Below are 26,642 nucleotides of genomic sequence, written 5' to 3'. Positions count from 1 at the left end.
CCTATAGCCTGTGACATAAGATCATTCTTAGTTCTTGTTGGGGCTTTTTTATTTATTGTTAATTAATGTTTTATTTTTTGAGAATAGTCTCATTCGAATCACACCGGAACATTTGTAGACTCCTTTTTGTTAACCATGATGCGTTATTTAAATAACGGAATGTGGTGTCACTAACAATAGTTATTCCATCTGGAGCATGACAAATGAAATATTTTCCACTGTTTATTTTGGTAGGGACACCAATTTTCTCTTACGCCAATCAAGATACGTATGAGTCCTATGCGTTTTTGGGGTTAAAAGGCGGCTATCAAATTGCAGACGATAGCAATTACCATCATCAGGATCCGACCAGTCACCTTCTGGGAGTATTTGCTGGTTGGCAATTTTCTCCGGAGTGGAGTGTTGATCTGGGCTACCAACATTGGAGCACACTCAAAGCCAAAGCGACAGGCGTTGAGGTGGATCTCTCGTTGTTCGAAAGTGCGCTGCGTTACGATTGGTATCTTAATTCTGACACCAGTCTGTATGGACGCGCAGGTTTGGCATATTGGTCCATTGACAAATACTCTCCTATCCGTGGTGAGTTGGAGGCACGAGGTTACTCGCCGTTGGTGGAAGTAGGCGTTCATTATGCGTTGTCCTCAAACTGGTCTGCAAACTTGGGATATCAATACATCAACAATCTGGGAGACTCGGGGACGGATTATTTTGACAGCCACAGTGTGGTGGTCGGAATGACTTACCGCTTTGTTGATTCTAACAAGTCGGCACATAAGAAGCAGCTCGACTCTCGTCCAGTTATAGAAGAAGTAACCACTGCGAAGCCATCAGCTGTTGTGGTTATGAATGAACAGGATGGCAGCAGCCTGTTTGCCACAGACAGTGCGCAACTAGCAACGTCAGCAAAAGCCCGAATACAAGAAGTGCTCTCAGTTCTACTTCGATTTCCTCAAGCGAATGTGATCATTACTGGTCACACCGATTCGGTAGGGAGTGAAGACTATAACAAGTCACTATCTCTGCGTCGTGCCAGTTCAGTGGCTCAATATTTAATTGGCCAAGGTGTTCTGACACATCAGGTTGAAGTGCGCGCAGTGGGTGAACGACAACCCATCGCGACTAACCACACTGAAGCTGGCCGGGCTCAAAATCGCCGGGTAGAGATAGTGATTCCAGAATTTAGTTATCAGGCTAATCAGTAGTATGAGAGTGATGTTTGTGATGAAGATGAAATTTATATCTGTGATGGTGGCAGGCATACTGCTGGTCGGCTGTGGGTCTGAGGATATTTTTGAAGATAAACCGAAGGAGCCTGCTCCGTATGTGCCAGTGCCAACAAAACCAGTTCCGGTGACGCCACCTGTTGTGGAGCTACCTGAGCCTGGGCATCCACCGGTCGCGTATCCACCTGTTGAATTGCCAGTCAAGCCGTTTGCTGAAATCACGGATTTGTATAAGACCAGTATTTGGTATGGCTTGGCTGCGACATCAGGCCGAGCAATAGCAGAGTGTCCAGATTGTACAACGGATGATTACCAGTTTACCTGGTTTGCAGATCTCAACAATGACGGTGTGTTTGAGGCTGAGACAGAAATTGTGCATGTGGGTGAGTCGTTAGAGATAGATGCGACAACATTAGGTAAAGTGATGAAACTGACAGTAGAACATCCACAAGCTACGAATCAACTCAGCCGCTACTACGTTCCCGCGCCCATCATCAATCACTTGTATCTTGATGGTACGATTTTCGGGGCGATAACTAATGAAGGTAATGCAACGTTTTGGGGATTTGATGCATACGATGCCGGCGGTACACCTGGTCAAGTGTTTACTAGCGTAGATGAAATCCGGGGTGATCAGTGGAGCATTGCCATGATCATGAAAGATGGGACTGTCCTTACACGGGGACTCGATTACAACGGTGGTGATTCTAGTGCGGTTCAGGAGCGACTGGTTGATGTACAAGATGTAATTGCAGATGGTGTATGGGGCAACCGAGCCGCCATTACTGGTTCCGGCGAAGTCGTATTGTGGGGACCCAATGATTACAGTGCGATTGAAGATCAGCTCAATAATGTTAAGTCTATTGTGGTTGCTAGCGCGCTCGGACCTGGATGGGCTGCATTAACGTTCGACGGCCGGGTAATCACGTGGGGGGAGGCAGAAAATGGTGGTGACAGCTCAGCTGTAAGCGACAAACTGACAGATGTGGTTTCTGTATTGCCGAATGAAGGTGGGGCATTTGCTGCACTGAAGCAAGATGGAACAGTGGTGACTTGGGGGCAAGCACAGTATGGTGGTGACAGCTCTGAGGTGCAAGACAGACTTAACCACGTGACGGAACTGTTTGCTACCAGTCGAGCGTTTTTTGCTTTGAAAGCTGACGGCACGGTGGTTAGTTGGGGGATTGGCCCCGGAGACTCAAGTTCTGTAGAGGATAAATTAACTAACATTCAGACCATCGTAACAACATCAGGATCGGTGGCGGCTTTGCGCAGTGATGGTGAGCTGGTCGTCTGGGGAAATGCGTTTACTGGTGGTGATCCGTCTCAAACTGAACCATTGACGGATATCGTTTCAGTTAAGGCGCTCAGTCATGCCTTTATTGCTGAAAAATCCGATGGAAAGAAAATCGCCTGGGGTAACGGGATTGGTGCCCAAATCGAGTCTGATCCGTATAACGTGTTATCACTGCATTCATTGTATGAAGGGTACGATTGCTATGCGGTTATCTGGAAAGATCTGACCGTATCGGTCTGGGGGCAGGCGTATTGTTCCGATACCAGTGCAGTTGAATCTGAGTTGTACGACATTGTGGATATAGTTGCCAACATAGGCGCCTTTACTGCTCGATCTAAAGATGGCCGGGTTATGACATGGGGGAGTGCAGGTTACGCCGAAGGTGGCAATTCACTACCGATCGAATTTACTCCTCAAGCGGAAACAGAATATGAGACATTGCCTTGACGTTACTTGATAAAAAATCTTGCTAAGCCGGAATATCGCAACTTGTCTTAACATTGAGCCCTGCAAAGTGCAGGGCTTTTTCATTTATCAGTGAGTTACAAATTCATTAAACTTTCGAGGGATTCCTCAAAGCTCATGCCGGTATAGGTGTGTCGTTGATTACCATCTGTCGCATCGATCTCGACATCCGAAATTCCGCGTTTACCATGCTGCTCAATCAAACGCAGAGATTTTTCAACGGAGTGACTGATAACGACTTGATTATCATTGAGTTTTATCTTACATGAAAGTAAGTCCATAACTGACGTCCTTGTTGTTATTAACCAGATTGGAACGGTACTCACAAAGCGTAGACAACAAAGTCAAAGATCGACAAGTTCCCTTGTGCGGATTTAGTTCCGAAAATGGCTAGTTCAATTGATGGAGTCGCGTACAATTTGCTTAACGGTATGACAACAGGACTGAATCATGGCATCAATGGAACTCAATCGTCTGAGTCGCGAAGAATGTCAGCGAGCGAGAATGGCTCGGGATAGCCGCTTCGACGGACGATTTTACATCGCCGTCAAATCCACCGGTATTTTTTGTCGCCCCATTTGCCCGGCGAATTTGCCTAAGGAAGAGAACGTGGAGTACTTTGCCAATCAGGCTCAGGCACTGCAAGCAGGCTATCGGCCCTGCTTACGTTGCCGCCCGGATAGCGCCCCCAGTTCCTGGGCGTGGAAAGGCACCGAAACGACATTTCTGCGTGCGATGAAACTGATCGAGCAGGGCGGTCTGCAAGGTGCCAACTTACCTGCGTTGTGTGATCGGCTGGGCATTACCGATCGCTATCTGCGTCAGTTGTTCCAGCAGCATCTGGGCATGTCTCCGAAACAGTACGCGTTATATCATCAATTGATGTTCGCCAAGCAACTGCTGCACAACAGCTCCATGTCGATCACTGATATCGGCTTTGCGTGCGGTTTTAACAGCACACGCCGTTTCAATGATGCCTTTCAGAAAGTGCTGAAACTGACGCCGAGTCAGGTGCGTCGGCAGCAACTGGGCAACGGACGCCACAATCAGCTGGCGCTTGCGTTTCGGGGAGCGTTTGACTGGCAACACATGTTGGAGTTTTACCGCTTGAGAGCGATTGAGGGGGTCGAGCACCTGACTGAAAACCGTTATCAGCGTTACTTTGAGCTTGATGGCCGCTCAGGCTGGTTTAACGCGGATTTTAATCCCTCTCATAACGCTCGGACCCAGACCTTGGATGTTGAGTTTGAGCTGGAAGACATCACACAGTTGCGCCAGTTGGTGACACGCCTGAGACGCATGTTCGACCTTGACGCGGATACGTTATCGATTGAATCACACCTTGAATCGGTGGCTCCGGGGTTGGTGACTCATTCAGGCATTCGCATTCCCGGGGTCTGGAGCCCATGGGAAGCCGGAGTTCGGGCGGTGTTGGGCCAGCAGGTGTCGATTAAGGCGGCTATCGGCCAGTTGAACTTGTTGGTACAGCAACTCCATCCGAAAAATTCTCAGCGATGCTTCCCCACACCTGCACAGGTGGCTGACGCTGACCTCAGTTTTTTGCGTATGCCCCAAAGCCGTAAGGACACATTAAAACGTTTGGCGGAGTATGTATCTAAAGAGCCGGACAGCGATCCTGAACACTGGCTGGCGCTTAAAGGCATTGGTCCCTGGACCGTCAGCTACGCCAGATTACGGGGGAAATCCGAAGCAGATTGCTTTCTGGATGGCGACCTGGTGGTAAAAAAAGCGCAAGCTGACTTTCCGGGCCTCAGCGCAGAATCCGTCGCCCCGTGGGGCAGTTACGCCACTTTTCATTGTTGGAAACATATGTCATGAATCGATACAGCATTTTTAACAGCCCGCTAGGACGCGTCACTGTACAAGCTAATGAACAGGGACTGCTGGGTGTGTGGTTTGAAACGCACACCACACAACCAAAACAATTAGGTGCAAGAGACGATGATTTTCCTATACTTGTTAGAGCAATCAAACAGTTAACCGAATATTTTGCCGGAGAGCGTACGGTTTTTTCGCTACCAGTCGCCGCGCAAGGCACAGCGTTTCAGCAGCAAGTGTGGCAGGCGTTGCAGGCCATCCCGTACGGGGAAACTTGGAGCTATCAAGACTTGGCAAATTACATCAACAACCCTAAAGCGGTCAGAGCGGTTGGGTTGGCCAATGGTAAGAACCCGGTGTCGGTGATTGTGCCGTGTCATCGGGTAATCGGTAAAAGTGGCAAGCTAACTGGTTATGCGGGTGGACTGGAGCGGAAACAGTCACTGCTGAAACTGGAAGGGATTATCGACTAGCATAAGGACGACAATGAAAACGCTAAATCGAATATGTATGACTGGCGTTACCATACTTTTCGGCACGCTACTCAATGGGTGTGGTCAGGATGAACTGGAACGTCTGGTTCACCATGAAACCTACTCGTTTGAAGGCAGTTATGGTAATCAGGACAACGAAGACACCATCACGTTTAAGGATGGTGTGATGACGTATTCGATTCAGGGCTCAATTTTTACCAAGTCGTATACGGTGGACAAAAGGCATGTCCATATTCAGCTAAGAAACTCTTCACTAGAGAAGCGTGAAGACTTGGTGATGAGCATTCAAAATGAAGGTGAAAGCTTGACATGCAGTTCTTGTGCAAAATATAAACTCGCCAGTGTCTGGAACCGCTTGCCTGAGACGCTGGTGTTTGATTATTCGTCTATGGAATGAAAATTTACATAATCATATCAACCGCTTAATGATAGCTACATTTCCTCCTTTGTTTTTTGCCACGCCGACTTTGCTGGTCTAGGCTCAGAGAGTGTACGGTAATTCGCGCCGCGTGAGTCACCAACGACACCAAGTGTCCTCGTGGTGTGTTTACCCTGCATGCGGGAATAATAAGGTAAAAAATATTCAGTTGGAGAACATCATGAGCTATTGGCGAATCAATAAATCGGCCGTGCGTTGGAGCCGACCAATCAGCAGTGCGGCGCAGCGTAATTTTGACTTGTTTCAGAATGAAATCTTTCACAACGGCACGGATCCACGTCATGCCGCTGACGAGTTTGATTCACACGTTGAGTGTTTGGATAAAGGCAATAACGTGTGGTCGATTCGGTTATCGCAGCGGGATCGTGTGGTATTTCGCCTCGATGAAACCGATCATGTCTGTATCATCGAAGGGGTTGGTGGGCATTACTGAGGCAATAGCACGGAAATTCAGCGCGCGCCAGTGTGTCTGGTGCGCGCTTATTTAATCATACGCTTCAGAATAACGCTGCGTTAAGCAGGACATGCGCACCGATGCTGACGAAGTAGCCAAGTAAAATCACCGGTGCCCATTTCAGATGACCAAAAAACGTATAGCGGCCGTGCGCCGCGCCCATCAGAGCCACGCCTGCCGCTGAACCGATCGACAGCAGACTGCCGCCGACGCCTGCGGTCAGTGTGACCAACAGCCAATTGCCGACGGACATCTCCGGCTCCATGGTCAGTACAGCAAACATCACCGGAATGTTATCGACAATAGCAGACAAAATACCCACCATGATGTTGGCCCACATCGGATCCCATTGACTGTACATGACCTCCGACACCATGCCCAGATAGCCGAGCAGGCTCAACCCTCCCACACACATTACGACGCCATAGAAGAACAGCAAGGTGTCCCACTCGGCGTGGGAAATACGTCGGAACACATCAAATGGCACTACCGACCCCAATCTTCGCAGTGCTTCGTCGTCGCCATTGGCAATCGCTAATGCCGCCTTTTTCGCCAGCGAATGCCTGAGTGTTTTGCGCAGGTAGTAGCCAAAGAACTGCAGGTAGGCCAAACCCATCATCATGCCGATGACAGGCGGGAAGTGCAGAGCGGCGTGGAAGGCCACTGCAGTGGCGATGGTCAGAATAAACAATGCCACGATACGTTTGGCACCGCGCTTGAGTTCCACTTTCTGATGCAAGGTGTGCGGCCGCTGATTGGGGATGAACAACGACATCACCATCGCCGGAACCAGATAGTTGATCACGGAAGGCACAAACAGCGGCATAAACTCCGTGAAGGAGACATGTCCGGCCTGCCAGACCATCAAAGTGGTAATATCGCCAAACGGGCTGAACGCGCCGCCAGCGTTGGCGGCAATCACAATATTGATACAGGCCAGGTTGATAAAGCGCATGTTGTCACACGCTACTTTCATCACCACCGCGCACATCAGCAGTGCGGTGGTGAGGTTGTCGGCCACCGGAGAGATGAAAAAGGCCAGTACGCCGGTAATCCAGTACAGCGCCCGGAAGTTAAACCCTTTGCCTATTAACCACGCTTGCAGGGCATCAAACAGGCGTCGCTCTTCCATTGCGTTTATGTAGGTCATGGCAACCAACAAAAACAGCAGTAATTCCGCGTATTCCAGCAGGTTATATTCCAGGGCCGCCTTAGCGATCTCAATCTCACCCATTTGTGAATAGGTGTAGCCGATGAGCGCCCAGATGAGCCCGGCCGCAAGCAGTACCGGCTTGGATTTTTTCAGTTTGAGGTACTCTTCCAGCATCACCAGAGTGTAGGCTAGGACAAACAGCAGCAATGATGTCAGACCGACCGCCGTATGTGTCAGGTCGAGATAAGTGGCTTCGGTTAAAGCGGCGAAACCTAGGGGTGGGAAAAGACACAAACTCAGTCCGATTACCAGTAACCGCGTATTCATCCACTGCACTCCTTGCGCGTTGTCTGTTGTTGTAAAAACAATAGTAGACCCAATAACTTGAAGGGATTGTGATGTGCGACGAAAATGACTGAATTTTGCGCTTTAGGGGTAGGTAGGGGGTGTGTCGAGCGCAGGGGGAAGTGATGACAACCGGTTTGCGAGCATGCGTCAAGCGCAGGTATAAAAAAGCCCCGCTGAGCGGGGCTGTTTCGGTGGGTGTCGCTTACGCTTTTGCCTCTTTCAGGTGAACGCTTTCTTCTTCTTCACCCGCTTTCGGGTCGTTGAAGCGCGCTTCATCCAGAGCACCTTCGGACTTCGCCACAATGACGGTCACACAAGAGTCACCGGTAATGTTGACGGCAGTACGAATCATATCCAGCAGACGATCAACACCCATGATAAGAGCAATGCCTTCCAGTGGCAGGCCGACCTGGTTCAGTACCATCGCCAGCATCACCAGACCCACACCCGGAACACCGGCGGTGCCAACAGAGGCCAGCGTTGCGGTCAGGATCACCATTAGGTAGTCGCCCATGGTCAGGTCGATGTTGTACGCCTGAGCAATAAAGGCCGTGGCCACACCTTGCATGATGGCAGTGCCGTCCATGTTCACGGTCGCCCCCAGTGGTACAGTGAACGATGAAATGCGGTTATCGACACCAAAACGGTTCTTCGCAGTTTCCATCGTGACCGGAATAGTGGCGTTGGAAGACGCGGTTGAGAAGGCGAACATGATCGCATCTTCCATCTTCTTCAGGAAGGTGATCGGGCTAAGACCAGTAAAACCTTTTAACATTGCGCTGTACGTGACCAGGCCATGCAGCAGCAACGTTCCTGCCAGTACCAGGAAGTACTCTGCCAGGTTAACGATTGCGCTCAGCCCAAGGCCAGTAAACAGCTTAGCCATCAGGAAGAATACGCCATAAGGCGCCAGGTTCATCAGTAACGCGACCAGTTTCATGATCACTTCGTTCAGATCCGCAAACACGGCGGCGATGCGCTCACCCGGTTTGCCTGCGGCGCTGATCGCAATACCAAACAACACCGCAAACACGATCACCTGAAGAGTTTTACCTTCAGCCATCGCGCTGATTGGGTTAGTTGGGAACATATCGATGATGACCTGACCCAGTGATGGGGCATCAGCCGATTTGAAGCTGCTGGCAGCCGTTAGATCCGCGCCAGCACCTGGCTGAAACAGGTTACCCATCGTCAGGGCCAGTGTGATGGCCACTGCGGTCGTTGCGATATAAAACGCCAGGGTTTTACCACCCATACGACCTAAAGTAGACAGATCTTTGAGTGAACTGGTACCACAGACCAGAGAGACAAAGACCAATGGAACAACAAGCATTTTCAAGCTGGCGACGAAAATCTGGCCACCCACTTCAAACAGGCCGTTAACAATGTACGCGTCAACAAATCCGTTGCCGGCAAACAGCGAACGAATCGCAAAGCCAGTCAGAATACCCGCTACCATACCTAAGATAACTCGGCTGGTCAGCGACATCGGTTTCTTGGTATTCATTTTTGAACACTCCTTTATTTTATGCACTTCGACATCATTTCAAAGCGTGCAGCAGAGTATCAGTGCTTTTGATAAATAAGAAATTAAAATCAGGAACTGGATTTATAGATGTGATCAAAATCACCCGTATTTTTGCTATTTTTACCTTTATTTAACCTTTTGGTTTGAAATGTTTATCTAAATGTTCGATGTTTTCACAATTTAAATTCTTGTATATACAAGTCGATAATTTCTGATTACACCCGGTTTTGTGCCAAAAGTGGCAGGACAACGATTTGGCGTTGCATGTTTATGCGGTATTTATTCACTTTTCCTGACAGGGAATGGAAGCAGGCGCTGGCAACTTGATTATTTCGGCCTATTGGGCGGCAATCAGGCCGATTCACGGATAATCAGTTGCGGGGGGAGGATCAGGCTATATGCCTGATCGCTCGGCGTGTGCAGTTGGTCGATCAGACGTTTAGCCGCCTGGCGACCCATTTCTCGCGCGTCGGAATGGATGAACGTGAGGGGCGGTTCGGTCAGACTGGCTTCTTCAACGTCATCAAAGCCGATAATTGATACCTGTTCGCCAATGAATTGATCTTTACCCACCCGGCGACCAGCGCGATTAACGCCATACACGGCACCCAGTGCGGTTGAAGAGTGATGGCAGAGCAAGGCCGTCACCTGAGGGTGTTCTGACAACAACTGTTGAACGGTTTGCGCGGCCGCTGCTTGGCTTTTGTCACATTCAACGACCCACTCGGGTTTGAACGGCAGGCCAAATTGCATCAGAGTGCTGCAGTAACCGCCGATGCGTTCGGCGCGACACAGCGAGCTGCTCTTGCCACCAATGTAGGCAATGCGGCGATGTCCCTGCTTGATCAAGTGCTCCGTCGCCAGTTTGGCAGAGTAAGTATTGTCCGGGCCGACGTAGTCTATCTGCTTGTCGACGGAGGCTCGCGCAATGCAGACCATGGGCAACGCATGCGATTTGATGCTTTCGATATCGAACTGTTGATTTTCACCAATGGGACAAAACGCGATACCGCCTACGCCCTGACGGGCCATGGTCAGCAGACATTGGTCGAACTTGTCCTGACTGCTGCCACTTTGCGCTAGAAACAGCATGTAGCCTTGTTTTTCGATCTCTTCACTCAAACCGGCGGCCACCTCCGCATAATATGGATCACTGATGTCTTTCAGTATCAGACCGATGATCTCGCTGCTGTTTGAGCGCAAATTCGCAGCGGCTCGGTTGCGGATGTAGCCCAGTGCTTCCACCGCCTGATTGACTTTCTCGGCCGTATCCACAGAAATGCGGCCTTTATTACTCAGTACCATAGAGACAGTCGTGACCGATACACCGGCGTGTTTCGCTACTTCGGTAATGGTCACTTTTTTGGTCGACATAGGTTCACTTATCTGGAGGAGGAGAAACGTTTTATCAGGCAAACATACCTTTATTGCCCTGATTATAAAAGGGTGATCACAAACTAATCGAAATTTATATAAGCCGATCACAAATTATTTGGTAAAACGTTTTATCAAAAATTTTAGCGGCGTAGACTCAACGCATAAAAAATAGCCTCATACGCCGTTCAGGCTCTGTAAACAGACGCGACGTATGCCCTACGTTTTCATCTCGCGGAGAGTTGTTATGTCAGGTAACACCAATAAAACCACCATGTGGGAATTCTTACAGAGTTTAGGTAAGACGTTCATGCTGCCCGTTGCGCTGCTGGCGTTTTCAGGGATATTGCTTGGTATTGGCAGTTCGTTGTCGAGTGCCGCCATCCGTGAAGCCATCCCATTACTGGACAATACCCTGCTGCAATACCTATTTATGTGGATGACCAAAATTGGTCTGGTGGCATTCATCTATTTACCAGTGATGTTTGCCATCGCGATCCCGCTTGGCCTTGCCCGCGAAGAAAAAGGGGTGGCGGCGTTTGCCGGTTTTGTCGGTTATGCGGCATTTAACCTGGCAATCAACTTCTTTCTGACCGTTGCCGGTGTGCTCAGTGATGATCTGGAACGCAAAGCGTATGGCGTGAAAAGCATAATCGGTATTGAATCGATCGATACCGGGATCTTGGGTGCGGTGATCGTCGGGGTGATCGTCGCCCGTCTTCACCAGCGTTTTTATACCTTTAAAATGCCAGACGCGCTGGCGTTTTTTGGCGGCGCGCGCTTTGTTCCGATCATCTCTGCGATCGTGCTGGGAGTGGTCGGCGTCGTGATCCCGTTTATCTGGCCATATTTCGCTCAGGGTATCAACGCGGTCGGTTACGCAATAGAAGGGGCGGGTGCCTTCGGCCCGATGTTGTTTGGGACCGGTGAACGTTTGTTGCTGCCGGTCGGCTTGCACCACATTCTGGTGGCACTGATCCGCTTTACCGAAGCAGGGGGAACCATGGACGTGTGTGGGCACACGGTATCCGGTGCATTAAATATTTTCTATGCTGAGCTGTCCTGTCCTACCACTCAGGGTTTTACGCCGGAAGTGACAGCATTTCTTTCTCAGGGCAAGATGCCAACGTTCCTGGGCGGTCTGCCTGGTGCAGCTCTGGCAATGTATCACTGCGCGAAACCGGAAAGCCGTCATAAAATCAAGGCGCTGCTGATTTCTGGCGTGGTGGCGTGTGTGGTGGGGGGCATCACCGAACCTCTGGAATTTCTGTTCTTGTTTGTGGCGCCGGTGCTGTATGTGATCCACGCCATTTTGACCGGGCTGGGCTTTATGGTGATGGGCTTGCTCGACGTGACCATTGGTAACACCGACGGCAACATAATTGATTTTCTGGTCTTTGGCGTCTTGCAGGGCACTGCGACGAAATGGTACCTGGTGCCGGTCGTGGCTGCGATTTGGTTTGTGGTGTACTACTCGGTGTTCCGCTTCGCGATTCTCAAGTTCAACCTGAAAACACCCGGACGTGATGTCGATACGGCTGAAGTGGATAAAGCGCTGGAAGCCACTTTCATCAATGAATCAGGCAAGGGGGCTGCGGTATTGGCCGCGCTGGGTGGCAAAGACAACATCAGTGCGCTGGACAACTGCATTACCCGTTTACGCTTGTCGGTGAAAGACATGTCTCTGGTGGACGATGCCAAACTCAAAGCCCATGGTGCACTGGGGGTAGTGAAACTGGACCAGCACAATTTGCAGGTGGTGATCGGGACTCAGGTTCACCTGGTGAAAAATGAAATGCAGGCCCTCATTTCTGCCAGTTGAGGCTAGACTCGTTCTCCCTCGGCCAGACCTGCGTCTCTGGTTGAGGGAGGTTTACTTCAGGAGGCATAACGATGCAACACTTTGATTTCGATACACCGATTGACCGCACGGGCACGTACTGCACTCAGTGGGACTATGTGCAGGAGCGTTTTGGAACGCCCGGGCTGCTGCCGTTTACGATTTCAGACATGGATTTCGCGTCGCCACCGGCGGTGCTCGCCGCACTGAAACAGCGTCTTGATCACCCGGTACTGGGCTACAGTCGCTGGAACCACGACGACTTTAAGTCGTCCATCATCCATTGGTTTCACCAGCGTTTCGACGCAACTATGGAGCCGGAGATGATCGTCTATGGTCCATCGGTTATCTACATGATCTCTAAGCTGATCAGACTCTGGAGCCAACCCGGTGATGGGGTGGTGTTTCACTCACCGGCTTACGATGCGTTTGAACGTATGATCGAAGGCCTGGGCCGAAGTTGCGTCCCGAGTCGCCTGCGAAAAGGCGCAAACGGGTATGAGATCGATTGGGCGGATCTCGAAGCGCAGCTATCTCAGCCGCACAGCCGTGTTTTTTTATTGTGCAGTCCTCACAACCCGACTGGGCGGGTGTGGCGGCGTGACGAGTTAACCAGGCTTGCGCAGCTGTGTGAGAAACATCAGGTGGCGGTAATTTCCGATGAAATCCACATGGACGTCAGCTTTGCAGCGCACACGCCTTTTCAAGGATTTGGTATGACGTCGCCGTGGGCATTGATCACATCGGCCAGTAAGTCATTCAACATTCCGGCCTTAACGGGCGCGTACGGGTTCATTGCCGATCAGCAAAGCCGCGACCGCTATTTGTATACCCTCAAACAGGTCGATGGTTTGTCTTCGCCCGCGATACTGGGGGTGCTCGCGACCATGGCGGCGTATCAACATGGCGCACCTTGGTTAGACGCATTAAGTGAGTACGTTCACGCAAACCATCAGTACGTCAGCATGGTGCTTAATGACGCGTTTCCTTCGGTCGCCTACCAAGTACCGCAGGCCACCTATCTGGCCTGGATTGATTTGTCGTCATTGGATTTGGACATGAATCAGTTGAATCAGTGTTTAATTAAAGACTTTAACGTTGCCATCATGCAGGGCAGTGTTTACGGCCAGAGTGGAGCAGGGTTTGTGCGCCTGAATCTCGGCTGTCCGAGAAGCAAAGTGGAAGCGGGCGTAACGGCGCTCATTGGCGCAATTCGCCAGCAATGCTGACTGAGGGTGTGTCCTGGCTATCAAAGAAACTGCCATGATTCATCCACAAACAAAAAGTTGGTCGATTCGTTCAAGACTTTGGTAAATCCACCAAGAAATTGTTGTCATGTTTGTTGGTTATTTTTCCTGTTTTACTTTAAATTATTGAAATTTAACAACTTAAAAAGTTGGCATGGTACTTGATATACCTATGGTATGCAGCTCATAACGAGCCCAATCCAATACTAGAGAACACAAGGAAATTGCTATGCCAACTCCAGCTTATATGACTATCAACGGCGAAACTCAAGGTCACATTACTAAAGATACTTTCTCTGCAGATTCTGTCGGTAACACTTGGCAAGAAGCGCACGTTGACGAGTTCCTGGTTCAAGAACTGGATCACGTTCTGACTATTCCACGTGACCCACAAAGCGGTCAGCCAACTGGTCAGCGTGTTCACAAACCAGTTGTGGTAACTAAAGTTCAAGACCGTTGTTCTCCACTACTGTTCAACGCGCTGGTTTCTGGTGAGAAACTGCCTGAGTGTCAGATCCGTTTCTACCGTACTTCTGTACAAGGTAAGCAAGAGCACTACTACACGATCAAACTGATTGATGCTCTGCTGGTAGACATCCAAACTCGCATGAACCACTGTCAAGACGCTGCAACTGCAGACCGTGTGACTGAAGAAGTTCTGAAGTTCACTTACCGTGCAATCGAAGTAACTCACGAAAACTGTGGTACTGCAGGTAACGACGACTGGCGTGCTCCACGCGAAGCGTAATTTGAGCTTAGCGTCAGTAAAAAGGCCAACATTATGTTGGCCTTTTTTGTGTGTGTAGAAATGTTGCCTTCATCCCTTGTGATTGTTTTTGTGTGTGGTGTTTTATGTTTTCCTGGAAATCCTGTTTGGCTGTATGTGTTTCTGTCTGGATGTCGGGTATGTCTGCGGCGATGGCCGCGAGCACGTACGCGTTTGAAACCTTTTCTCCGGACTATTCCGCTCAGTTGACACTCGATGTTGCAAGCCGGTCTGAACGGGATCTCACCTCAGAAAATATTGGTGTGATTACTGTCTTCAATCAAGATGGTCAGCCTGTGATCACGCACTCGGTTGATCAACTGGCCTTGCCATCGGATCTCAGTACGCCCTTACACACCAATGTCCTGCAGATCCCCTACGGTGAACAAAGTGCCTTGATCTATCAGGATCTGAACCTGGACGGACGCAAAGACTTCGCGCTGCAACAAGGTTGGTATTCTTGTTATGGCGGGCCTTCGTACTCGATTTATCTGGCCCGTGAAAACGGTTCATTTTCCTACAACGAAGCATATAGCGCTCTTGCTTCGCAATATTGCGGAATGTTTGAGGTTGATGCTCAGCAGAAAGCCTTGTTCACCATGACCAAGAGTGGTTGTTGCTGGCATAAATTTGATGTCTATCGAGCGGAAACGCAGGCGCCTGTTCTGGCCGAATCAACGGTCGTGGTACCAGTGGGGATGACTTTTGCTCGTTACACACGCACGACCTATAGCGATGGAAAGAACCCATCCACGGCGCTTTTTTATCTGATGGACGACTTCGCACCACCGGACGATGCGCCTCAGACGGTGTTGACTTTTCGTTTGCAGAAAAGCCCGGAGAAGCAAGTGGTGGTGTACATCAGCGATGAAAGAGTCGATTACGCGTTGATCAATGCTAACACTCAACGGGTGGAATTCAGCGCTGAGTTGGCAGCCAACCGCTTACTGGACTGGCAGAGTGATGAACATAAACAAGACCACGGGCCAATATTTTTGGAGCAGTCAGCCAGTTTCGTTTACCGACCACAGGCATTGAGTTTTCAGCTTGGCAAAACGCGTTACACTATAATCGATGAGCCACAACGAGTGGGAGTGGAAGTACAGCAAGGGCAACAGTCGTTTTTTCTTCGCGGCGATGTCACCAGTCGCAACGGATCATTGACGCGCCTGAAACAGGCTGCGGTGTCGAATCTGAAATTTAACTAACGGTCTCGAGTGTTTTTGCTTTTTATCGCGGGTAAAACTGTTGCTGACTCAGTTCAATTTTTTGTTCCAGCAGCGCGATTAACCGGGTGTTGATCGCCGCGACGGGCGGGTCGATGTCTTTGTCGAGTGGCAGCAAGATCTGCATCTCATACGTCACCGGATGGCGTAGCGGGCGGATGGCAATCTCCGCCTCATTAGCGTCCAGCGCCGATAAACAGCTGCCGACCGCAATTCCGGTACCGCTTTTGACCAGCCTTATGGCCATATCCTGCAACGAGACTGTCCACACTTTACGTGGATGAACGTTGAGTTCGTCTAACGTCAACTGCATCTTCTGGCGAATCGGATCGTGAGGTTCGCCGTAGATGAGAACTTCACCATTCAAATCCTGATAGTCAATCACGTCTAGCTGTGTCAGTGGGTGTGAGGCAGGCAGCGCGCACACGCAGGGCAGAGCATAGTGGCGACTCTGATAACGTGGATCGCGGCGCATGTCGGTCGTGATCGCGAAATCAAATCGACCAGCGATCATGTCGTCCGGGATTTGTGATGAGCGATAAGAATACAGCGCCAGCTCAAGATCCGGGTAGCTTCGTTCCAACTCCATCGCCAATGCTGGCAGTAGGCTGATGGCAAGTGACGGCATACTGACTATCCTTAACTGACCTGAAACATGTTGATCTTTGAGCTTGTCGGCAAACACTCGCAGATGAGCAAGACCAAGATACACCTTGTCGACCTCATGATAGAACAGCGTGCCCCGACGGGTCGGCAGCAGCCGATTATGCTGACGTTCAAACAGCGCAAACCCGAGCCGGTCTTCCAGTTGCTTGAGCAAGCGGCTGATGGCCGGCTGAGAGATCAGCATTTTTTCAGCCGCTTCGGTCGCGCTGGCTGTTTTCATGGTCCACATGAAGGCTTCTATCTGAGAGTCGGTAAATCCACGGTAAGCCATAACATTTTGTTATCCATTGATAGCGGTAAGTCATTCGTAACTTTCAGAGAAAAGTATATACATTAAAAGAAAGCGAAGTCACCCGAACAACTCGGTTTAAGAATAACAATTTGATATGGGTTGACGCTCAAGTGTGAGGAAAAGTGATGATTGAACTGCTGAAAAACCAAAATGAGATATTCACTCGATGGCGCCAGGATATTCACCAACATCCAGAACTGGGTTTTGAGGAACAGCGCACAGCAGCGCTCGTGGAGGCGAAGTTACGTGAGTGGGGATTGGATGAAGTACACACCGGGATCGCCAAAACAGGTGTGGTCGGTGTCTTAAAAGGGTGTACGCCATCAGCTCGGGCAATCGGCCTGCGCGCGGATATGGACGCGCTGCCAATGCAAGAAATGAATCACTTCGGCCACGCATCTCAGCATCCGGGCAAGATGCATGGTTGTGGTCATGACGGGCACACCACCATGTTGCTGGCCGCGGCCTGGTATCTGTCCCAGCATCGTGATTTCAGTGGCACCGTACACTTTATTTTTCAGCCGGCAGAAGAGGGACAAGCCGGCGCTGACGCCATGATCAAAGACGGTCTGTTTGAGCGTTTTCCATGTGATCGTGTGTATGGCATGCACAACATGCCGGGCATTCCTGCCGGACATATCTGGCTGCGTGAAGGGCCGATGATGGCCAGTTCGGATCGCTTTGTGATCGACATTCGTGGCAAAGGCGGTCATGCGGCGATGCCTCAGTTCTCGGTTGACCCCACGTTGGCGCTGAGTAACATCATTCTGAGCGCACAGTCGATTGTAGGACGAAATATATCGCCGCTCGACGCCGCTGTGGTGTCGTTCACGGATGTACACGCTGGGTCAGGGACACACAATGTGATTCCGGATACCGCCAGCTTAAAGGGCTGCATTCGGGCGTTTGATGACAGTGTGCGTCAACTGGCGGTAGAAAAACTCGGTCATATCGTACAAACCGCGGCTGCGGTGTATGGGGCTGAGGCCACATTCACGATTCTGCCGGGCAGTTATCCGGCGACGGTTAATCATGCTCAGCCGACGCAACTGGCGGCTGATGTGGCAAAGGCTTTGGTGGGGGAAGAGAATGTCGATGATCATTGTGTCCCGCTTTCGGGCAGTGAAGACTTCTCTTTTATGCTTCAAAAAGTGCCGGGCTGTTATTTGTTCCTGGGCAACGGTGAAGAAGGCCAGAAAGGCGGTGTCTGCGTGCACAACCCTGGCTATGACTTTAATGACGCCATTATTCCAACTGGCGCATCTTTATTTGTAGAACTGGTGAAACGAGAGCTCACGGCCGCATAGCGCCAGAACCTGCTGGCGCTATCTTTCAGGGATTGCCTTCTGGCTCTAGGATAAACAACATGTGCCGGCGCAGGCTGGCGGTTTTGGTTATCCGCACACCTTCCAACACCGTTTCATAAGGCTGCTGTTCACTCATGGAGCGGAAGCCTTGTGAAATCGTATCGCGCAGCAGTTCAAAGTTCAGTGTCGGGATCACTGCGTTGAGCCATAAACATTCTGCCAGCACCATATCGGCGATGGCGTCTCTGTCGCCCTGATAACGGGCTTGGTATGCCGGGATATCAATATCTAGCGCCAGTTTATAGACCTGATCCTTGCCGTCAGTATTTTCAATGCTCGATACCATCAGACTCATGAAGTGATCCGGATAGTGGTAACGATAAACCCGGAACGTTCCGCCCATTTGGTCGTACATGTAAGCAAGATCCGACACTTCGTATGCGCCGACCGCCGCCGCAATGCTGTCATCGGCGGGGGGATTGCTGTCAAACCAGTCTTGGATTTCCTGTGCTTCCTCTTGAGAAAGCGTTTTCAGGTAGTCCTGCATGCTTTGCCTCTGGAGCTTGTCCGGGACAATGACGATTCCGGGGGCAAGCGCCCGGGCGTTGAGATTATAAGTATCCACAATCTCGTCAACGCTTTTTCCTAACGTTGCGACGCTCCAGTCGAAAGCGTCATGACGGATCACAACCTGGTTGGGTGATGCGATGGGCTCGCTGGAAGACGTCGCTGGTGTTTGGCTGCAGCCAGCGGCTAGCAGTATCGCGCTTAGGGCAAATGCGCCTGAAGACCAGCGCCAGAAAAGTCGGGGTACCATAATCTGCTCACATTCCGTGTTGAGACTTTTATCCTAGCACGTCCGATGGCGGAATGCGCTGACGCTGACCTTTGCGTCAGGTATAAAAAAACCTTCTCCCCAATCAGGCAGGACTTGGTCTGGGGAGAAGGTTGAAATCGACGCGATTAGATAGTGCTTAGAAGTGGTAGTTCACCATTGCACCAACCGCCCATTGGTTTTTGCTGTCGACCAACGGTGAGTCAGAGATCTCAGAGCCCAGGCGTGAGTATGCGGCAGACTGTGTGACTTCAAGGTTTTTGGTGATTGGCACTACCAACTGGTAACCAGCGCCATATGAGAAGGTACCATCGCCCTTGTACGCTTTGCGGGTTGCAGTCTGTTCTTTGTCGCGAACACCAAAGTAGTAGTCGACGTAATCTTTGCTCTGATACGTCACACCAGCAAATGGCACGAAATCGACAGAGCCCAGTTCAATCACGTGTGCGTATTTTACGCCAGTCAGGAAGCCTTTATAACGGCCCGAAACATCATGTTGATAAAAGGTTGAGACCGTGCCATCGCCCAGGTTAACGTCGGCGTTCAGGCCCATGTCTAGGCTGAGTTTACGGTCTGACATGCCTTTCAGTACGTCGGCATCTTTGGCTTCGTACATCAGGCCGCTGGTGCCCAAATAGGCGCTCAGGTTCAGCAGATCGTCATTGTTCCCGAAGAAGCGGTAGTTCACACCGCCAAAGTCAGCGTTGAAATCTTCTCCGTGATAACCGAAGTTCAACATAGGTGCCCAGTTTTTGTCCTGGCCCTTGTACAGGTCGTTGCTGTATGCGGCGCCTGCGCCGACTACCCAACTGCCTTCGTGTGTGTAAATGTTACCGTTGCGAATATAGGTGTCACCCGCGTAGGCGTGACTAGCAAGTAACGTTGCTGAAATTAGGAGTGCTAGCTTTTTCATCAGATTTACCTTTGTTGTGTTCAGGTGATTTGTTTTGAACACTGTACAAAATAAAAGGATCAATGTCTGTCGGGTTGTGTATGGATATGTATGCTGTAAGCCGAAGAACAGTCAGAATGTGTCTGATCGACGGTCAGAGAAAGGCCGGGAGCCTGAACTCCCGGTTGTTTAGTCGATGAAATCGGCGGTTTGAGTAATGCAGTGCTGAGTCAGTTGCTGATAGCAGCTCTGCATGGTTTGAATGAAGTGACTGGCATCCTCAAAATGGCGGATCGGTTCACCGATGACCACGTCACAATTGAATGGGACCAGCATTGCGGTGCCTTTTGGCAGTGAGCGGCCGAGACCGCGCATCACCACTGGTGTGACACTGCACTGTTCGTGCTGTTTGAGTAAGTGATAGATGCCTTTTTTCAAGCCGCTCATGATTTCCGGCTCGCCGCGGCTGCCTTCCGGGAAAATGATCAGAATGTCGCCGTTACGCAGCGCCTGGTGGCACTGGTCGAATATGGCATCTCGCTGCTCCCGGGTCGGAGAGCGGCGGATAGGAATGATGCCAATCACGTTTAATGACAGCCAGGCGATCAGTTTATTCGCCAGAAAGTAATCGGCGGCTGCGACCGGGCGTACCTTGTGAACCATGCTGATTGGAAATAACGCCAGCAACACTAAGGTGTCCAGGTGGCTGTTGTGGTTCGCGGCCACAATCACCGGCCCGTGTGTGGGCAGGTTCTGGCGCTGAATGATATTCAGGCCGAGGCCGATAAACACCAGTGGCTTGACAATCAGCAGCACAAACAACATTTTCGGAATCGTTGCCATACGCGCCTCAGTAGTAGAGATAGTAAATGTAATGGAAAAATAGCGGTGCGGTAAACATCAGGCTGTCGATCCTGTCTAATATGCCACCGTGACCAGGAATGAACTGGCTGGTGTCCTTGATTTGCAGATCCCGCTTGACCGAGGAAATCACCAGATCACCGATAAAACCACTGAATGCGATAATTACGCCGGCCCCCAAACCTTGCACAGAATTAAGCGGGGTCAGGTAGGGCGCGATAAAGTAGGCCGCGGTGATCACGGTGGCAGCACCGCCGATAAACCCTTCCCAGGTCTTGTTCGGGCTCACTTTTGGCACGATCTTATGTTTGCCGAAAGATTTACCCCATACATACTGACAAACGTCATTGAACTGAGTGAAGACCAGCAAAAATAGCAGCATGCCCATTGAGCCTGCATTCGGATTCAGATCTGGCAGCACCAACAGGTAGGCCATGTGGCTGATACAGAACACCGTCAGCATCAATGCCCAGTGAATGATGCCAGCTGAACGGATAAATCCTTTGGTGTCACCAATCAGCACCATCACCATTGGCAGGTATAAGAAGACGTAGACAGGAATGAAAATGATGAACATGCCATACCAACCAATCGCCAGCCAGTAATACTGGAAAGGAATGGCAAGGTACGCCCAGAAGATCACCCGTCGGTCGGTCATGCGGGTAGGCACAATCGAGAGGAACTCCTTCAGGGCCATGAAACTGAGAAAGCCGACAAAGAACAAGGTGTAGTGCAGCGGCAGGTAAAGCACCACAAAAACGATACCAATCATCCACCACCAAGAGCGGATACGCAGCTTGAGTTCAAGGTAGTCACGGTCTTGATGGCGGCGAGATAGCCACAGATATACCAGAGTGCCGATGATCAGCACACCGAGGATAGCGATCATCAGATACAGAGAATGAGATGGGATCTTAGTCATGGGTATTCGTCTCCTGCGCTGCGGCCTGACGGGCTTTCGCATGGAAGATGCCACTTAGACGGCGCCAGGTGGTGATAATCGCTCCCACCACCATTACTGTCAGTGCTGCGTCCATTAAATAGCCAAACCAAGCTGGAAGAAGCGCGAATTGGTGATGAACGAACAGCAGCATCAGAGTGATTGTCAACAGCGCCATACGGTGTTGTTTGGCCATCGGGCCTCTGAAATCGGCGTCGCAGCCCATACTCACACCCAGTACCCGGACGTAAGCAGTCAGCACCGCGAGTAACGCGGCCAGCCACGCCAAAGACATGGCAAACTCCGACTGAGCCGCCAACCCGGCAGCCACAATAAACAGAGGATCGGCGATCCGATCCGGCACGTCGTTAAACAGTTCACCAGCCGGCGTTTTTTTCCCGCCTTCGACCGCGACCATGCCATCAAACAGATTACACAATAGCCGTAGTTGGATGCATGCGGCGGCAGCGAGCAACCAGAGCGCATGGTGTCCGTTATCATAGGCCACCAGAGTGGCGGCACCGAGCAGCGCAAAAACGATGCTCATCAGAGAGATTTGATTCGGAGTGATGTTTTTGCGACTGAGCCATACGGCGACTCGTCGGGTCAGGGCCACATCGCGCACGGCCAACGGCCGGCGGTTTGCATCCGAGTCTGGCTGGTTATCCATATAAGCCTCACAGACATTGAGAAATAATTAATATAAGTGCGCTGTATTATATGAGAATAAGTGCATTTAAAAACATTATTTTTGTCGCTTTGTTGTACAAATTCGGAATAAGTCGTGGCAGTGATGCCGCCACGGCTGCGTAATTTTTGTGATGAAATCCATCGTCTTAAGATTGATACCTGCCGTCTCCCCTTTTTGTGAAGAAAAGTAAACTTGACATATAGTAAGTCAGGCTTACTATTTGATGTGAAGTTAATCACGTTTCTTATTCATTACAGGTGGCGATCATGGGACAGATTCATGTGGGGTATTTGCTTTCGGATGTATGGCGCTTGATCCGCAAGCGTTTTCATCAAGACCCTAATATTCAGGCCATGACGCTTTCACAAGCGAAAGCGCTGAACCTGATTTCACGTCACGAAGGCATCAAACAGGTCGAACTAGCGGATCTGTTAGAGATCAAACCCATGAGTGTCGTGCGGGTAATTGACCAACTGGTCAGCGAGGGCCTAGTCGAGCGGCGTCCTAACCCCAATGACCGCCGCGCCCATTTGTTGTACCTCAAGCCTGCCGCCAGTGAGCAACTGGCCATCATCAGTTCGGTTGGCAATACCATCTGGGCGGATGCACTCGAGGGCCTGAGTGAAGAAGAGAAAAACCAGTTTATTCGCACACTCAACCGAATTCACCACAATCTCGCGAAGTAAGTGAGGAAAATGACATGTCTCAACCAGTGACAACAAATCCCGAAGCCAGTCAGCTTGCGCCCAAAAATCACAAGAAAAAACGTCTGATGCTGTTGTTGGTCGTCCCAGCCATCGCCATTGCGGCGTCAGTGGGAATTTACATGCATGGTGGCCGCTATGTGGAAACCGACAACGCGTACGTCAAAGCCGACAAAACGCTGATCAACGCAGAAGTGTCCGGCCGGATCATCAATGTGCCGGTGGATGAAAATCAACCAGTGAAAGCCGGCGATCTCTTGTTCCAGATTGATCCTGAACCTTATGAGATAGCGGTTGCCCAGGCACAGGCAAACCTGAAGAGTACGGCAGTGGACCTCAATACCACCAAAGCCGAATATGACAGCAAGTTGGCCAACATTGACACCTCACACAGTCAGTTGGCGTACGCCAAACGTGAAGAAAAGCGTCAAGCGAACCTGAAGAAAAACGGTTACAGCTCAGACTCACAGTACGATGCGGCGCATCAGAAAACGCTGTTGATGGAGCTGGAAGTCAACACCTTACAAAAACAACTCAAACAGGTAGAAGCCAGCTACGGCGGCGACATTCGGGCACCGATCGAAACCAACCCACACTATAAGAAAGCGCAGGCCGATCTGGCGAAAGCAGAAAACGATCTGAAGCATGTGAATGTGTATGCGCCGGCCGACGGGGTGGTGAGCAAAGTGATAGAGAAAGGGGAGTACGCCTCTCCGGGCACGATCGCAATGGTCCTGGTGGCCGATTCGCACCTCTGGGTCGAAGCCAACTTTACTGAAAAAGAGCTGACGAACATTCGTCAGGGACAGGAGGTGGAAATCAACGTTGATTATGCACCGGATTATACTTGGCATGGCAAAGTGGCCAGTCTGAGCCCTGCCACGGGAGCGGAGTTTTCGGTTATTCCGGCTCAGAACGCCACCGGTAACTGGGTTAAGATTACTCAGCGGGTTCCTGTCCGTATCCAGATTGAAGATGCTCAAGATGCACCCACGCTGCGTGCTGGTTTGAGTGCGGTGGTGACGGTGGACACCCAGCATCATCGCGAGCTTTCGCTCTGATAAGGAGGGCACATGGCTGTTGCTGAACGCGCTCCTGTGGAACAGGGCGATATAGCCAAACGCGGATTTGTCACCCTGTCGGTGATGCTCGCCACCATTATGCAGGCATTGGATACCACCATTGCCAATGTAGCGTTGCCCCATATGCGAGGTGCGATGGGAGCAACACAGGATCAGATCTCCTGGGTACTGACGTCTTACATCGTGGCAGCCGCGATTGCGATGCCGTTGACCGGTTTTGTTGCCGCGCGAATCGGGCGCAAACGTCTGTTTAGCTACTCAGTGATTGGTTTTACGGTCGCGTCGATGTTGTGTGGTGCGGCGCAGTCACTGGAACAAATCGTGCTGTTCCGTTTGTTACAGGGGATATTTGGGGCCAGTCTGGTGCCGCTGTCTCAGTCGGTGCTGTTGGACACGTACCCGCGTGAACAACACGGGTCGGCGATGGCGATGTGGGGCGTCGGCGTGATGGTCGGGCCTATCCTCGGCCCCTCGCTGGGCGGCTGGCTGACCGAATATTACAACTGGCGCTGGGTGTTTTACATCAATATCCCGTTTGGCATTCTGGCCTGGATGGGGATCTCAGCCTTCGTCAAAGAGACGGAGTTGGATCCCAAGCGTCGTTTTGATCTGTTCGGTTTTGCTTTGCTCAGTCTGGCGATCGGCAGTCTGCAGATGTTTCTTGACCGGGGGGAGTCGCAAAACTGGTTTGAGAGCATGGAGATAGTGCTTGAGGCGGCGCTGGCCGGCTTAACCATGTATCTGTTTATCGCTCATATGTTTACGGCTCGTAAGCCGTTCCTGGAACCGCAAATGTTCAGGGACCGAAATTTCAGCGTCGGGTTGTTATTTGGCTTTATGCTCGGGGTGATCCTGCTGGCGACCATGGCACTGCTGCCGCCGTTTTTGCAGGGATTGATGAATTATCCGGTGATTGATGTCGGTATTTTGCTGACCCCACGCGGTTTTGGCACCATGGCAGGAATGATGATTGTCGGCCGGATTGCCAATAAAGTTGACCTGCGTTACGTGATTGCTATCGGTTTGCTGCTGATGATCGTGTCGTTGTGGGAGATGACACTGTTTTCGGTCGATGTGACCAAATGGGACATCATCCGGACCGGGATTGTACAAGGCTTGGGGCTGGGGTTGACGTTTGTGCCGCTGTCTACGCTGACGTTCTCAACGCTGCCGGCATCATTTCGTAATGAAGGTACGGCGCTGTTCAGCTTGATTCGTAACATCGGCAGCAGTATCGGTATTTCGATTGTGACCACTTACTTATCGCATCGGATGCAGATCAATCATGCGGTATTTTCAGAGTACATCACGCCGTTTAATACAGGCCTGCAACAGGCGATGCAACATGGTATGTACAACATTCACTCGGACATCGGTTTGGTCAGCGTCAACACAGAAGTCACCCGTCAGGCGGCGATTCTCGGGTATCTGCAGGATTTTCGGTTCATGATGTTTGTGGTGCTGGCGATGTTTCCGTTGCTGGGGCTATTGAGTAAACCCCAGCGCAGAGCGTAATACGAGCGGCACCTTGTCAGTAAAACCCGGCTTAGGCCGGGTTTTTATTTGCCTGAAGGTAACGTGAGAGTTGTGTCGTTAAGGGGGATTGTTCATAATGTTACATGTAACATTATTGATAATTCACACGTTTATGGCGCAAGCAAACAAGAAAACCCGCACCACACTGCAAGATGTCGCCGATCAGGTTGGCGTCACGAAAATGACCGTATCGCGCTATATGCGTAATCCCGAATCGGTGGCTGAGAAAACCCGCGAAAAAATTGCCAGGGTGATTGAAGAGATGGGCTACATCGAGAACCGCGCGCCGGCGATGTTGTCGAAGTCATCCAGTAAAGCCATTGGGATTTTACTGCCTTCTTTGTCTAACCAGATTTTTGCCTCATTCGTACAGGGAATTGAATCGGTGACCAACGCCAACGGATACGAAACGCTGATTGCCCACTTCAGTTACGATCAGGACGAAGAGGAGCGCAAAATTGCGTCGCTGTTGTCGTATCAGGTTGACGGCCTTATTCTGACCGAAAGTCACCACACCAAACGCACCTTGCAGATGATCCAGAGCGCCGGTGTGCCTGTGGTTGAAACCATGGAGCTGCCGGAGCATCCGATTGATATGGCCGTGGGAATGAACCATGTCGACGCGTCCTATCAGGCGGTAAAACAGATGCTGGCGGCCGGCAAGCGCACCATCGTGTATTTTGGCGCCCGGCTGGATACCCGGACCAAACTGCGGATGCAGGGCTACGATCAAGCGATGCAGGAAGCCGGGCTGACCCCAAAACACATACTGACGGGGGACCATTCGAGCTTCTCTTTGGCGCAAACCTTGTTGGATACGGCGCTGCAACAGTATCCGCAACTAGACGGTGTGTTCTGCACCAACGACGATATCGCCATCGGCACCATTTTGTCTGCGCAGCAGCGGGGGATGGAGGTGCCGGCACAACTGTCGGTCGTTGGCTACAACGCGCTGGACATCGGCCAAAGTATCCGGCCAAAGCTCACCAGTGTGGATACCCCGCGTTACGAGATTGGTGAGCGAAGTGCGGAACTGCTGATTGCCGCGCTCAAAGGGACACGGCCTGAGCAGTGTCGGGTGGATATTGGTTACCGAATTACCGATGGTGACAGCGTCTGAGCCGCTGCGGGATTGTGAGGGAG

25 protein-coding genes are annotated in these 26,642 nt (G+C 50.9%); 15 read left to right on the top strand and 10 right to left on the bottom strand.

The features are described 5' to 3' along the window. The first annotated feature begins 203 nt into the window (after positions 1–203). Entirely contained in the window at positions 204–1,202 is a 999-nt protein-coding gene (locus CAG64_RS17005) for an OmpA family protein (protein ID WP_161457757.1), read from the top strand. Between the two features lie 25 nt (positions 1,203–1,227). After that, positions 1,228–2,967, top strand: a complete 1,740-nt coding sequence (locus CAG64_RS17000; protein ID WP_161457756.1) for an RCC1 domain-containing protein — start codon at positions 1,228–1,230, stop codon at positions 2,965–2,967. A 95-nt stretch (positions 2,968–3,062) separates the two neighbouring features. Here the strand turns inward: CAG64_RS17000 and CAG64_RS16995 are convergent, their stop codons facing one another. Further along, complete coding sequence (locus CAG64_RS16995) at positions 3,063–3,266, bottom strand: hypothetical protein (protein WP_021706014.1); 204 nt, start codon at positions 3,264–3,266, stop codon at positions 3,063–3,065. Positions 3,267–3,444: 178 nt separating this feature from the next. On the opposite strand from CAG64_RS16995, the gene CAG64_RS16990 reads away from it, so the two are divergent. The 4 genes from CAG64_RS16990 to CAG64_RS16975 all read left to right on the top strand — a co-directional run bounded on the left by CAG64_RS16990 (position 3,445) and on the right by CAG64_RS16975 (position 6,190). Then, a complete protein-coding gene (locus CAG64_RS16990; protein ID WP_161457761.1) occupies positions 3,445–4,824 on the top strand; it encodes an AlkA N-terminal domain-containing protein in 1,380 nt (459 codons plus the stop codon). Next, positions 4,821–5,297, top strand: coding sequence for a methylated-DNA--[protein]-cysteine S-methyltransferase (locus CAG64_RS16985; protein ID WP_021706016.1), 477 nt, complete (start codon positions 4,821–4,823; stop codon positions 5,295–5,297). Before CAG64_RS16990 ends, CAG64_RS16985 begins: the two co-directional genes overlap by 4 nt. 13 nt (positions 5,298–5,310) lie before the next feature. Next, positions 5,311–5,715: a hypothetical protein gene (locus CAG64_RS16980; RefSeq protein WP_021706017.1), complete on the top strand. Its 405-nt coding sequence runs from the start codon at positions 5,311–5,313 to the stop codon at positions 5,713–5,715. A gap of 202 nt (positions 5,716–5,917) precedes the next feature. Beyond that, complete coding sequence (locus CAG64_RS16975) at positions 5,918–6,190, top strand: hypothetical protein (protein ID WP_161457755.1); 273 nt, start codon at positions 5,918–5,920, stop codon at positions 6,188–6,190. 64 nt (positions 6,191–6,254) lie between these two features. On the opposite strand, the gene nhaD is transcribed toward CAG64_RS16975, so the two are convergent. The 3 genes from nhaD to malI form a co-directional block, all read right to left on the bottom strand. Then, positions 6,255–7,691: a sodium:proton antiporter NhaD gene (gene nhaD / locus CAG64_RS16970; RefSeq protein ID WP_161457754.1), complete on the bottom strand. Its 1,437-nt coding sequence runs from the start codon at positions 7,689–7,691 to the stop codon at positions 6,255–6,257. A 223-nt stretch (positions 7,692–7,914) separates the two neighbouring features. Then, entirely contained in the window at positions 7,915–9,219 is a 1,305-nt protein-coding gene (locus CAG64_RS16965; RefSeq protein WP_021706020.1) for a dicarboxylate/amino acid:cation symporter, read from the bottom strand. 372 nt (positions 9,220–9,591) lie between these two features. Next, entirely contained in the window at positions 9,592–10,614 is a 1,023-nt protein-coding gene (gene malI, locus CAG64_RS16960) for a Mal regulon transcriptional regulator MalI (protein ID WP_161453213.1), read from the bottom strand. Positions 10,615–10,861: 247 nt separating this feature from the next. On the opposite strand from malI, the gene malX reads away from it, so the two are divergent. The 4 genes from malX to CAG64_RS16940 all read left to right on the top strand — a co-directional run bounded on the left by malX (position 10,862) and on the right by CAG64_RS16940 (position 15,675). Further along, positions 10,862–12,436 carry a maltose/glucose-specific PTS transporter subunit IIBC gene (gene malX / locus CAG64_RS16955; RefSeq protein ID WP_161457753.1) on the top strand — a complete coding sequence of 525 codons (1,575 nt, stop codon included), beginning with the start codon at positions 10,862–10,864 and terminating at the stop codon, positions 12,434–12,436. Between the two features lie 71 nt (positions 12,437–12,507). Beyond that, complete coding sequence (locus CAG64_RS16950) at positions 12,508–13,683, top strand: MalY/PatB family protein (RefSeq protein WP_161457752.1); 1,176 nt, start codon at positions 12,508–12,510, stop codon at positions 13,681–13,683. 247 nt (positions 13,684–13,930) lie between these two features. Further along, the gene (locus CAG64_RS16945) at positions 13,931–14,449 is read left to right on the top strand and encodes an Hcp family type VI secretion system effector (protein ID WP_021706024.1); all 519 of its coding nucleotides are present in this window, start codon (positions 13,931–13,933) and stop codon (positions 14,447–14,449) included. Between the two features lie 104 nt (positions 14,450–14,553). Further along, entirely contained in the window at positions 14,554–15,675 is a 1,122-nt protein-coding gene (locus CAG64_RS16940) for an XAC2610-related protein (protein WP_161457751.1), read from the top strand. 22 nt (positions 15,676–15,697) lie between these two features. Here the strand turns inward: CAG64_RS16940 and CAG64_RS16935 are convergent, their stop codons facing one another. Then, positions 15,698–16,630 (bottom strand): LysR substrate-binding domain-containing protein, encoded by a 933-nt coding sequence (locus CAG64_RS16935; RefSeq protein ID WP_021706026.1) that lies wholly within the window; start codon positions 16,628–16,630, stop codon positions 15,698–15,700. A gap of 146 nt (positions 16,631–16,776) precedes the next feature. Here CAG64_RS16935 and CAG64_RS16930 point away from each other — a divergent pair, with 146 nt between their 5' ends. Continuing rightward, entirely contained in the window at positions 16,777–17,958 is a 1,182-nt protein-coding gene (locus tag CAG64_RS16930) for a M20 aminoacylase family protein (RefSeq protein ID WP_161457750.1), read from the top strand. A 25-nt stretch (positions 17,959–17,983) separates the two neighbouring features. Here CAG64_RS16930 and CAG64_RS16925 read toward each other — a convergent pair whose 3' ends face one another. The 5 genes from CAG64_RS16925 to CAG64_RS16905 form a co-directional block, all read right to left on the bottom strand. After that, the gene (locus tag CAG64_RS16925; RefSeq protein WP_161457749.1) at positions 17,984–18,775 is read right to left on the bottom strand and encodes a hypothetical protein; all 792 of its coding nucleotides are present in this window, start codon (positions 18,773–18,775) and stop codon (positions 17,984–17,986) included. A 157-nt stretch (positions 18,776–18,932) separates the two neighbouring features. Next, positions 18,933–19,706, bottom strand: a complete 774-nt coding sequence (gene ompV, locus CAG64_RS16920) for an outer membrane protein OmpV (RefSeq protein WP_161457748.1) — start codon at positions 19,704–19,706, stop codon at positions 18,933–18,935. Between the two features lie 168 nt (positions 19,707–19,874). Beyond that, on the bottom strand, positions 19,875–20,528 hold the full coding sequence (locus tag CAG64_RS16915) for a lysophospholipid acyltransferase family protein (protein ID WP_161453198.1): 654 nt from the start codon (positions 20,526–20,528) through the stop codon (positions 19,875–19,877). Between the two features lie 7 nt (positions 20,529–20,535). Next, on the bottom strand, positions 20,536–21,468 hold the full coding sequence (locus tag CAG64_RS16910; RefSeq protein WP_161457747.1) for a phosphatidate cytidylyltransferase: 933 nt from the start codon (positions 21,466–21,468) through the stop codon (positions 20,536–20,538). Continuing rightward, the gene (locus CAG64_RS16905; protein WP_161457746.1) at positions 21,461–22,156 is read right to left on the bottom strand and encodes a CDP-alcohol phosphatidyltransferase family protein; all 696 of its coding nucleotides are present in this window, start codon (positions 22,154–22,156) and stop codon (positions 21,461–21,463) included. Before CAG64_RS16905 ends, CAG64_RS16910 begins: the two co-directional genes overlap by 8 nt. 287 nt (positions 22,157–22,443) lie before the next feature. Between CAG64_RS16905 and CAG64_RS16900 the strand changes: the two genes are divergently transcribed. The 4 genes from CAG64_RS16900 to CAG64_RS16885 all read left to right on the top strand — a co-directional run bounded on the left by CAG64_RS16900 (position 22,444) and on the right by CAG64_RS16885 (position 26,619). Next, positions 22,444–22,863, top strand: coding sequence for a MarR family winged helix-turn-helix transcriptional regulator (locus CAG64_RS16900; protein ID WP_021706033.1), 420 nt, complete (start codon positions 22,444–22,446; stop codon positions 22,861–22,863). 14 nt (positions 22,864–22,877) lie between these two features. Then, entirely contained in the window at positions 22,878–23,942 is a 1,065-nt protein-coding gene (locus CAG64_RS16895) for an HlyD family secretion protein (protein WP_161457745.1), read from the top strand. Between the two features lie 12 nt (positions 23,943–23,954). Beyond that, the gene (locus CAG64_RS16890) at positions 23,955–25,478 is read left to right on the top strand and encodes a DHA2 family efflux MFS transporter permease subunit (RefSeq protein ID WP_021706035.1); all 1,524 of its coding nucleotides are present in this window, start codon (positions 23,955–23,957) and stop codon (positions 25,476–25,478) included. Positions 25,479–25,611: 133 nt separating this feature from the next. Further along, positions 25,612–26,619, top strand: coding sequence for a substrate-binding domain-containing protein (locus CAG64_RS16885; protein ID WP_040902829.1), 1,008 nt, complete (start codon positions 25,612–25,614; stop codon positions 26,617–26,619). Positions 26,620–26,642 lie beyond the last annotated feature (23 nt).

It is taken from the genome of Vibrio sp. V38_P2S17PM301 (genome assembly GCF_009904845.1).
Lineage (GTDB): Bacteria > Pseudomonadota > Gammaproteobacteria > Enterobacterales > Vibrionaceae > Vibrio > Vibrio proteolyticus.
The sequence above is the reverse complement of the archived record's forward strand: the minus strand, read 5'-3'. Positions and strand labels throughout refer to the sequence as shown.